Raw genomic sequence first — 11,364 nt, forward strand, 5'->3', positions numbered from 1 at the left:
AATTATGAATACATTAAAAAAATATTTAGGTATTGTTTGGATTGCATTAGCTATAGTTGTGGCCTACTATGCAATCGGTATTTTCGGAGGAAAATTAACTTCCGGCAAACAGGAAGATTTGGTTTTCGGAATAATTGTATTTTTCATTCTTTTACCAATGATTGTAACCGGTTTAACCATTTTCGGATGGTATGCCATTACCGATGAATACGAGGAATAAAGGATAAAGTGTGAAAACATATTAAAGTTCTGCTGTCAGTGCTTTAAAGTTTTAAAATATGAAAAGACGTCACGAACAGAAATTGATAATTTTAGCCTTGTTATTGCTGATTTGCTTTAACCTGCCCATTGTATTGTTATTTGACTCGGCGCAGCCTTTAGCAGGCATTCCTATTATCTATTTTTATTTTTTTTCTGTTTGTGTTTTTTCAATTTTAATTTCCCTATACATCGTAAACAGATACCATGAGTAGTTTTGTACTGATACTAATATTGGGATTCTATTTGGGGATGCTTTTCCTAATTGCCCATTGGGCCGAGAAAAAGAGCAATACGAAATGGACAAACAATCCTTATGTATATACATTTTCGTTAGCGGTGTACTGTACAGCTTGGACATATTATGGCAGTATTGGAGTGGCAGCAAAGTCGGGATTGAGTTATTTAACGGTGTATTTAGGTCCGATTATAATAATTCCGGCTTGGGTAATCATTCTGAAAAAAATCATCCGAATTTCAAGGGTGAACAAGATTTCGAGCATTGCCGATTTCATTTCACTTCGTTACGGAAACAGTCGTTTTTTGGGTGCTGTCGTTACGCTGGTTTGTGTTTTTGGAATTCTGCCTTATATCGCATTGCAGCTGAAAGCGATTTCGGAAACATTTCATATAGTAACCAATACAACATTCAGTTCTAATATTTTTACTGATACTACGACTTATGTTGCCATTGCTTTGGCACTTTTCGCTTCGTATTACGGAACCCGTTATGTGGATGCTTCCGAAAAAAGAAGAGGGATTGTTACCGCTGTTGCACTGGAATCGGTGTTGAAATTGTTTTTTTTCCTTTTACTGGGAATTTATGTTACGTTCTTTGTTTTTGATGGCTTTGATGATGTTTATTCGAAAGCAAAAGTTTTGGAAGGCTTTCAGCAAAAAAACGCTATTGGTGGTGTTTCGGAAGCATTAAATTGGTTCTTTCTATGTGTGCTGTCTTTGTTTGCGATTTTTCTTTTGCCGCGTCAGTTTCAGATGTCGGTAATCGAAAATAACAGAGAAAATCACATTAAAACAGCCATTTGGTTGTTTCCGTTGTACTTGTTGTTGTTTAATCTTTTTGTGTATCCGATTGCCTGGGGTGGTAATATTCTGTTTGACGGGCAAAATGTAAATGCTGATAATTATTCATTGTTAATCCCTAAATTGATAGGAAATGAACTTATTACGGTTTTGGTTTTTCTGGGCGGATTTTCAGCAGCAATTTCAATGATTGTTGTTTCCTCCATAGGATTGTCAACAATGCTCAGTAACAACCTTTTAATTCCATATGGTTTTTTGGGAAGCCTGCAAAGTGAGCAACAGGATAAAAACAATAAACGAATCGTGAATATCCGTAAAATCGGTATTTTTTCACTAATTATCCTGTCTTATATCATTTACCGTTTTGTTGTTCTGGATTACAATTTATTTTCCATTGGATTGGTTTCTTTTGTGGTGATTGCACAATTGGCACCGTCTTTTTTTGGAGCATTGCTTTGGCGAAGAGGCTCGTTAAAAGGAGCGGTAACCGGAATTATAATTGGATTTTTGATTTGCATCTATACGCTTTTGGTTCCGTATTCGATCGGCATGACAAATTCTGAAAGCACTTTAATTTCCGAAGGACTTTTCGGAATCTCCCTGCTGAAACCTTTTGAATTGTTCGGATTGGACTATTTGTCACCCATTGCACATGCTTTTTTTTGGAGTTTGTTCTTTAATGCTATGACGTATTTCGGGATCTCCGTAAGTTTTAAAGGGAACTATCGGGAACGAAATTACGCCGAGATGTTTGTGGATATAGACAAATACATAACAATGCACGAAAATGCATTTGTTTGGAAGGGAACGGCGTATACTTCTGATATTCAGGAAGTATTAGTTCGTTTTTTGGGAGAAGAAAGGACGAAAAGAGCATTGAATTTGTTCCATCTGAAATACAATTTAGATAAAAAGGAACTTGCCGATGCACGTTTGATCAAGTTTGCCGAAAATCTGTTAACCGGTCATATCGGTACTGCTTCTGCCAGAATTTTGATTTCCAGTGTGGTGAAGGAAGATAAAATTTCACTGAAAGAGGTACTGAATATCCTGGAAGAATCCAAGGAGAATATCATCATCAATAAAAAACTAACAGAAACGTCTAACGAATTAAAGGCTATAACCGGTAAGTTACAGGAGGCCAATGCACAATTGATAGAAAAAGACAAACAAAAAGATGAGTTTTTAGATACGGTTACGCACGAACTCCGAACGCCAATAACTGCAATTAAAGCAGCCAGTGAGATTTTGCATGACGATGATGATGTTCCTGACGAAATAAGAAAACAGTTTTTGCAGAATATAATTTCGGAATCGGATCGTTTGAACCGTTTGATTGATAAAATTTTGGATTTAGAGAAATTTGAAACAGGAAAACAGAAAATCACTTTGTCGAAAAACAACCTTATTCAAACGATCAGCAAAGCAATCAAACCGATGCAACAGTTGATTAAAAATAAAAATATTGAAGTTGTTTTTGATAAAAGTACCGAAATTTATACCTATTTTGATTATGACAGAATTACACAGGTTGTAACTAATTTACTTTCAAACGCAATTAAGTTTTGTCCCGAAGAAAACGGGAAAATTGAAATTATCATAACGGAAAACGAAAAAGAGATTATAACATCAATAGGCGATAATGGGAAAGGTATTGGAGAACAGGATTTGGAAATGATATTTGATAAGTTTTACCAGTCTAAAAATCAAAATATTAAAAAACCAATTGGAAGCGGATTAGGATTGGCCATCTGTAAGCAGATAATAGAACATCACAAAGGAAAAATTTGGGCCGAAAATTCAAAAGAAGGTGCCGTTTTATTTTTCACTTTGCCAAAATACAACACCACAACATGAGTAAAAAAATTTTAATAGTAGATGATGAGCCCAATATTGTAATGTCATTGGAATACACTTTCAAAAAAAACAATTTTGAAGTATTCATCGCACGCGACGGTCAGGAAGCGTTAGATATTCTGAAAATACAATTACCGGATATCATTATTCTGGATATCATGATGCCCTTGGTAGATGGTTATGCCACGTTAGATCAAATCAAAAAAGATGAACGGTTACAACATTGTAAAGTCATTTTTTTATCGGCAAAAAATAAAGAAAGTGATATTGAAAAAGGGCTATCTCTGGGTGCAGATGCCTATATGTTGAAACCATTTTCCGTAAAAAAATTAATGGAGCAGGTTAATGACCTACTAGTATCAGATTAAACAACAAACTATGAATTATTTAGATTTTTATAAAGAAAGTATAGAAAACAAGGAAGATTTCTGGAAAAAACAAGCTGATGCTTTGGATTGGTTTGTAAAACCGGAAACAATTTTGTCTGAAGACACGAACAATTATCCATTATGGCTTAACGACGGCGAACTGAACGCTTGCTATTTGGCTTTAGACAAACATATTAATGACGGTCACGGCGATAAAATTGCCTTTATTCATGATTCGCCTGTAACGCAATCAATAAACAAATTTACATTTAATGAAGTGAAGACCGAAGTGGCAAAATTGGCCGGAGGTTTACTTTCATTAGGTTTAACTAAAGGGGATACAGCGGTAATTTACATGCCGATGATTCCGCAGGCTGCTTTTGCGATGTTGGCATGTGCCCGAATTGGAGTTACTCATTCGGTTGTTTTCGGTGGATTTGCGCCGCATGAGTTGGCAATACGAATTGACGATTGCAAACCAAAAGTAATTATAACAGCTTCTTCCGGAATTGAAATCGATCGCTTAATTGCCTATAAGCCTCTGGTAGATGAAGCTATAGCTTTAGCTGAACACAAGCCGGATAATGTGGTGATTTTCAACAGAAAATTGGGAGCAAGGATTCCGTTTAAAAAATACGATATTGATTATGACGCTTTGGTGTATGGCTCTGAAGAAACCGATTGTGTTCCGGTAAGTTCTACTCATCCGTTGTATATTTTGTATACTTCGGGAACTACTGGAAAACCAAAAGGGATTGTTAGAGATACCGGCGGACATGCCACGGCACTAAAATTTTCGATGCAGTACATTTATGGAGTTAAAGAAGATGAAGTTTTCTGGGCAGCTTCCGATATTGGTTGGGCTGTCGGACACAGTTATACAATTTACGGACCGTTGTTCAATCGAAATACTTCTATAATATTCGAAGGAAAACCTGTAAAAACTCCGGATGCATCCACTTTTTGGAGAGTCATTTCAGAACACAGGGTAAGTGTAATGTTTACAGCACCAACAGCAATCAGAGCCATTAAAAAAGAAGATCCGAACGGTGAATTTATCAAACAATATGATTTAAGTTCTTTACGAACGCAATTCCTTGCCGGAGAGCGCTGTGATGTGGCTACTTTGGAATGGTACCGCGAACATATTCCGATTCCGGTAATAGACCATTGGTGGCAAACTGAATCCGGATGGCCGATGATTGCCAATATGATGGGAGTAGAATATTTACCAATAAAGCCAGGTTCATCAGGGAAACCGGTTTCAGGTTATGATATCCGTATTTTTGGTGAAAACGGCCAGGAATTAGGTCCGAATGAAGAAGGATATGTAGTTATTAAATTACCGTTGCCTCCGGGAACCATGTTGGGTTTATGGTATGACGATGAACGTTTCAAAGCGGGTTATCTTACCAGATTTCCGGGGTATTATTTCTCTGGTGATGGTGGATTTATTGATAATGACGGTTATGTCTTTATTACCGGACGAGTTGACGATGTCATAAATGTAGCCGGCCACCGATTGTCTACCGCAGAAATGGAAGAAATTGTAGCATCTCACAACTCAATAGCCGAATGTGCGGTGATTGGAATCAATGATGCGTTAAAAGGTCAGATTCCATTAGCCTTGGTAGTGGTTAAATCGGGTGATGCTATGGAAAGTTTTCAATTGGAACATGAAATTGTGCATTTGGTCAGAGAACAAATAGGGGCAGTAGCTTCTTTGCGAAATGTTATTGTGATGAATCGTTTACCGAAAACACGTTCGGGAAAAATTCTCAGAAAACTGATGCGGAGTATTGTTGACGGTGATTCCTATCAGATTCCGTCTACCATTGATGATGAAACTATTATTGACGAAATAACGACCGTTTTAAGCGATTATAAAATAGGGGCATTCAAATAAAAATAAATAAAACAAACAAGAATATGAGTTATTATAAAATTAAAAATCTGGAAGAATATTTCAAGCATTATAAAAAATCCATTCGTGAACCTCGTAAATTCTGGGGGAAGATAGCCGAAGAAAATTTTATATGGTATCAGGCTTGGGATAAAGTGGTTGATTTCAACATGGGTGAAGCAGATGTGAAATGGTTTGTAAACGGAAAAGTAAATATTACTAAAAACTGTATCGACAGGCATTTGGCAAAGCGGGGCGACAAAACAGCCATAATTTTTGAACCAAACGATCCAAACGAAAAAGCGCAGTACATTTCTTATAACGAATTATATAACCGTGTATCAAGAATGGCAAATGTTCTTCGAGAGCAGGGAATCAAAAAAGGGGATAGGGTTAGTATTTATTTACCAATGATACCGGAATTGGCAGTAGCTATATTAGCCTGCGCAAGGATAGGGGCAATACATTCAGTGATTTTTGCCGGATTTTCAGCATCTGCGGTAATCTCCCGAGTTACGGACTGCGAATCTAAAATGGTGATTACTTCGGATGGTGGTTACCGTGGAAATAAAACCATCGATTTAAAAGGGATTATCGATGAAGCCATTGAAAAATGCCCAACTGTAGAAAAAGTTTTAGTGGTAAAACGTACGAATACGGATGTAAATATGAAAGTGGGAAGAGATTTTTGGCTACAACCCCTTTTGGATGCTACAATTTCAAATAATGTGGCTGAAATCATGGATGCGGAAGATCCGTTGTTTATACTTTACACATCGGGGTCAACCGGAAAACCAAAAGGAATGCTTCATACCACTGCGGGTTATATGGTGCAAACGGCTTATAGTTTTAAAAATATTTTCAACCACGAAGATAATGATGTCTTCTGGTGTACGGCTGATATTGGCTGGATCACCGGACATTCCTATATTTTATACGGACCACTATTAAATGGTGCCACGACTGTTATTTTTGAAGGGATTCCTACTTATCCGGACTTCGGTCGTTTTTGGGAAGTTATTGATAAACATAAAGTTACACAATTCTATACAGCACCAACGGCAATTCGTTCTTTGGCAAAGGAAAGTATTGACTGGGTAGACAAGTATAATCTTGATTCGCTTAAAATAATAGGTTCTGTTGGTGAGCCTATCAATGAAGAAGCGTGGCATTGGTACAACGACCATGTAGGTAAGAAAAAATGTCCGATTGTGGATACCTGGTGGCAAACTGAAACCGGAAGTATCATGATTTCGCCTATTCCTTTTGTAACACCCACCAAGCCAACTTATGCTACATTACCGTTACCGGGAATCCAACCGGTTTTAATGGATGAATTGCGAAACGAAATTGAAGGTAATCAGGTAGATGGAAGTTTGTGTATTAAATTTCCATGGCCATCGATGGCAAGAACCATTTGGGGAGATCATCAGCGTTATAAAGACACTTATTTTTCGGCATTTCCAGGAAAATATTTTACAGGGGATGGCGCATTACGCGACGAAGTGGGTTATTATAGAATTACCGGAAGGGTAGATGATGTGGTTATTGTATCCGGACATAATTTAGGAACAGCTCCGATAGAAGATGCTATTAACGAACATCCAGCTGTTGCTGAATCGGCAATTGTTGGTTTCCCTCACGACATTAAAGGTAATGCGCTTTACGGATACATTATTCTTAAAGAAACCGGTGAATATCGTGATCGTGATAATTTAACGAGAGAAATTAACGAGCATGTTGCAAGTCATATTGGGCCAATTGCCAAATTGGATAAGATTCAGTTTGTGAGTGGTTTACCGAAAACGCGTTCGGGTAAAATTATGCGACGTATTTTACGTAAGATTGCTGAAGGTGATTTTTCTAATTTTGGAGACACATCAACATTGTTGAACCCTGAAATTATAGATGAAATTAAAGACAATAAAATCTAAAAAGAAAAAGCCCTGAATTTCAGGGCTTTTTTATTACTTCATTTTCAGTTTCTTTTTAAGCTTTAAAAACAGAAGTGCCGTGATGTAAGCATCATTTGAAGCAGTGTGACGATGGCTTTTTCTGATTTTAAACAGATCACACAATTCTTCCAACGTATGGTGCTCGTCTTCCGGAAGGTTTTTAAAACGTTGATACATTACGTTGATATCCAGTATGTTGTTTTTTAGCTTACCGAGGTTCATTCGTTTTAAAGCCTGATTGATCATTTCAATATCTAAATTCGTATTGTGACCTACAAGCGTTCCGTTTTTAATATGACCCAAAAATTGCATTATAGCTTCTAATTCGGAAACTGATTCATGAGAATGTGTTTTGAAGAGTTTTTCAACAGCTTCATTTTGATGTTTCTCATTTTTATTTTCGATGAAAATTTCAAAAAAATCCTTTATTTCAATTTGATCATTTGTAACACCGATGCATCCGATGGATAGAATTGTGTCATGCTTCCAGTCCAAACCTGTTCGTTCACAATCAAAGATTACATAACGCGTCGGAAGATTGGGATCATCCTTTTCAAAATTACCCAAGTATTCTTTCCAAAATGTCGGATCACCTTTGCCTTTTAACCAATCCAGCATAGTTTATGTAAAATAAGTTAATTGAAAACGGTTTTTGATTAAATCCTGAATTTCGTTGATAGGCTGGAAACAGTTTTTGAGTTTTACCTTATCAACTTTAGTCAGTTCTTCTATATTGACATAACTTCCGTTGGAATCATTTTTTAAGCCATCTTCAGTTCGGAACCAGTGAAGTGTATGGAACGCTTCAGCGCATTCTAAATATAAATCGGCATTTTGAGGTTCCAAATCTGCCAGTTTTTTGAAACGCTGATACGTATTGGTAATTCCGGTAATACCTTTACTGATGGCAAAAACCCGGGCAGCATCTACAAGGGGAGATATAGCTCTGTTTTTAATATCAAAAGTATCTTTATGTTCTTCGTCCTGCTCTACTAAAAACTGGCGGAAGAATCCCAATGGAGCAGGTTTTTTGATTGCATCGGTAGCCAAAAAAGCATAAAATAACTGATTGTTGGCAGCTTTGGAAAAAATTTCCTCCGTTAATGCTTTTTCTAAAAATGGATCACCGTATATAAAGTTGTAATCAAAGAAAATGGAACTTCTATGTATTCCTTTTTCACCTGGAGTATTAATCCAAGTATTGTATTGTTTTATCCAGTCTGTCAATGACTTACACCAAAGCTCGTTATTGGCATTCAGGCCTTGTTCGCTTTTTTCGTAACCTGTTTTTTCAAAGGTATCCAAAACACGTTCCGCTAATCTCAAGAAGTATTTTTGAACCTTATCATATTGGTCAGCGGGTACATCTTCGAATATCAATGAATTATTTACATCGGTTAATAAAAGCTGTTCCTTTCTTCCTTGACTACCTAAATTAAACCATGCAAAACGAACAGGAGGGGGGCCTTCTTTTTCAATGGCCATGGTGATGGCTCTTTTGGTGATTGCGATGGTAATTTCAGAAGCCACATTGGTAATATGGGAAATCGGTATATTTTTGTCGATTGAATTTTGAATAAGATCCGTTAATTTATCACGCACAACCTTAAGGTCTTTTGATTTTTCGGCGCGTTTTATCTGTTTCAAAAGCACACCAGGATTATTCGCCTGCGCAGCAACAACATGATGTTCGGAAATGATTCCTGAAATAGTACTTTTTTCAGTTCCGTCTCGGGTTACGCATAAATAGGGAACATTGTGCTTGAGCATCATCATTTGTGCTTCGGCAATCGAAATATCTTCGGGAACAGTTACAACAGGCACTGTCATTATTTTGTCAACCGTCACATCAATAGGATGGAGTCCTGTGGCAATTTTTGAGGTTAAATCATAATCGGTTACAATTCCGATTGGCATTTGGTTTTCCTGAATGATTACACTTCCAATCTGTCTGTTAGCCATTGTTTGGGCTATATATTTAACCACATCGTTAGGACTTGCAGTGATTGGTTTTTTAGTATATTTAATAGGTTGGAAATATTGAATATCTGTGGCAGTTTGTTCGTTAAACAATACGTTTTCAGAAATTAATTTTCCGCGATGGTCTTTATCGTAAGGATTTCTTGTATTCGAAGCAAAACTCTCTAAAAGAAAGCTTAATACATTGCTGTTGCCGGTTACATACGGCTTGAAAACTTCAATAGGAATCGCATAAATAATGGAATCTTCCCTTGATTTTGCCGTCATCAGATAATTGTTCTTGGCAAAAAACGGGCGCAATCCGAGTATATCACCCTCATCACATTTGTCAATCAAGGTTTCTTCGGCATCGGAAATCACAGAGAGGCCAATAGCTCCGGAAGCTACTACATAAAATGAATCATGCGTAGGGTCGCCGATTTTAAACAGTATCTGATTTCTTTCCAAATAAATCACTTTAACCTGTTCGGAAATGGTTACCAACTCCTGATACTGTAAGCTGGTAAACGGTGGATAATGCTTTAAAAAGTCGGCAATTCGCTCTGCAATTGGGTTTCTCATATTAAATTATAATAGTTACTAACTCATTTCCAAGCTCATAAGATGTAAGAAATCGATTATAGTATAACGGATAATAATTCCCTAAATATACTAAAAATTAGTAAACTTCAAAAGGGTGGTTGTTAAACTTTAATAAGCATAAAGTTGTGAAATTGTTATCATAATGACTGCCAGTAATGCACAGGCAATCCCGAAGTAGTTCATTTTAGACAGCTTTTCATTAAAAGCGATGATTCCGATAAAAGTTCCCAAACAGATTACACCGAAATTCATGGCGGCAAATACTGTTGATGGATTCTCTGTCAATGCTTTATGGGCTTTTAAGTAGAAAAATATATTACCAAAATTAAAAATACCGAGTACCATACCGAAGATAAAATTCATTCGGGTTAATTTTCGATTTTGAAACAGACAGGAATAAACCGTCATCAAAGAACTGATGCAGAAAGCTCCGATAAAAATAAAAAACAAAGACGTGGTAAACGGAATTTCCTTATAAAGCGCAATTTGTTTGAACAGAACGTCGATTATTCCGAATCCGATTAAAACAAGCAAAGGGAAAATCCAGCTCTTATTTTCTGAAGACGATTCCGATTTTTTGTTCAGCGTTAAAAATATGGCTGTAAAACCAATCGCAAGTCCAATACATTTTAATAAGCTGATAGTTTCGTGGAAAATGAAATACGATGCCAGTATCGGAATAAACAAAGACAAGCGTTGAGCGATTTCGGTTTTTATAATTCCGATATTTTTTACTGATGCTGCTAAAAGAAGAAATATTGTTGGCAATAATATGGATAATGGTAAGTAGAATTTCCAGGGAACTGAATTATCTAAAATTTTAAAATCCGGCACAAATAAAAAATAACTCAATAATAATGCGGCCAAATAATTCCAATTAATACTTTGTTGAATATTTATTTCGTAACGGCGTGCAATTTTAAGGAGTACAGCAACGGATACACTGCAACAAATACTTAAAAGTATATAGATCATTGGATAGGGGAATTTATGGTACTAGCAAATGTAATCAGTTTTACTAATAACTTTAATGCGTATAATTAAATTTTCTATTTTACATAATGTATATTATAGTTCAAATGATATATGTCGATTTTGAAAGAACTAATCATTATATAATGCATTATTAATTGTTTTATCGTAATTATACGGAACCAATATCCTGCAGGCTTATACTCTTTAAAAAAAGCTTATGAAAATTGTATAATCTATTGTGAAGCATTGCTCACTTTTATTATTCTGAAGAAATTATGGTTTGAATTTTTCAAATGAATATTATGTAATTTTTTTTCAAACAAATTATATACAGTTTATCATTATTATTAATAGTTTTTAAAAATGTGTAAAAACTTCTTAAAAAACGTGTATTTTATCGATAAAAAAAATCACTTCGTCGAAATTTGACGATTCTGGAATTAAA

General features: G+C 36.0%; 8 protein-coding genes. 5 read left to right on the forward strand and 3 right to left on the reverse strand.

What is annotated here, in order from left to right:
* The first annotated feature begins 4 nt into the window (after window positions 1-4).
* From VLB74_RS00545 to acs, 5 genes are all read left to right on the forward strand, one after another.
* Window positions 5-220 carry a DUF6814 family protein gene (locus VLB74_RS00545; RefSeq protein ID WP_325201523.1) on the forward strand — a complete coding sequence of 72 codons (216 nt, stop codon included), beginning with the start codon at window positions 5-7 and terminating at the stop codon, window positions 218-220.
* Window positions 221-465: 245 nt separating this feature from the next.
* Window positions 466-3,156 carry a sensor histidine kinase gene (locus VLB74_RS00550; protein ID WP_325201524.1) on the forward strand — a complete coding sequence of 897 codons (2,691 nt, stop codon included), beginning with the start codon at window positions 466-468 and terminating at the stop codon, window positions 3,154-3,156.
* A complete protein-coding gene (locus tag VLB74_RS00555; RefSeq protein WP_325201525.1) occupies window positions 3,153-3,524 on the forward strand; it encodes a response regulator transcription factor in 372 nt (123 codons plus the stop codon). The genes VLB74_RS00550 and VLB74_RS00555 overlap by 4 nt, the downstream gene beginning before the upstream one ends.
* Before the next feature lie 10 nt (window positions 3,525-3,534).
* Window positions 3,535-5,430, forward strand: coding sequence for an AMP-binding protein (locus VLB74_RS00560; protein ID WP_325201526.1), 1,896 nt, complete (start codon window positions 3,535-3,537; stop codon window positions 5,428-5,430).
* A gap of 2 nt (window positions 5,431-5,432) precedes the next feature.
* Window positions 5,433-7,361: an acetate--CoA ligase gene (gene acs / locus VLB74_RS00565; RefSeq protein WP_325201530.1), complete on the forward strand. Its 1,929-nt coding sequence runs from the start codon at window positions 5,433-5,435 to the stop codon at window positions 7,359-7,361.
* A 33-nt stretch (window positions 7,362-7,394) separates the two neighbouring features.
* Here acs and VLB74_RS00570 read toward each other — a convergent pair whose 3' ends face one another.
* The 3 genes from VLB74_RS00570 to VLB74_RS00580 all read right to left on the reverse strand — a co-directional run bounded on the left by VLB74_RS00570 (window position 7,395) and on the right by VLB74_RS00580 (window position 10,919).
* Window positions 7,395-8,000 (reverse strand): 3'-5' exonuclease, encoded by a 606-nt coding sequence (locus VLB74_RS00570; protein ID WP_325201527.1) that lies wholly within the window; start codon window positions 7,998-8,000, stop codon window positions 7,395-7,397.
* A 3-nt stretch (window positions 8,001-8,003) separates the two neighbouring features.
* Window positions 8,004-9,923, reverse strand: a complete 1,920-nt coding sequence (locus VLB74_RS00575) for a DUF294 nucleotidyltransferase-like domain-containing protein (RefSeq protein ID WP_325201528.1) — start codon at window positions 9,921-9,923, stop codon at window positions 8,004-8,006.
* Between the two features lie 129 nt (window positions 9,924-10,052).
* Window positions 10,053-10,919: a DMT family transporter gene (locus tag VLB74_RS00580; protein WP_325201529.1), complete on the reverse strand. Its 867-nt coding sequence runs from the start codon at window positions 10,917-10,919 to the stop codon at window positions 10,053-10,055.
* Window positions 10,920-11,364: the final 445 nt, after the last annotated feature.

Source organism: Flavobacterium sp., from assembly GCF_035456225.1.
Classification (GTDB): Bacteria; Bacteroidota; Bacteroidia; order Flavobacteriales; family Flavobacteriaceae; genus Flavobacterium.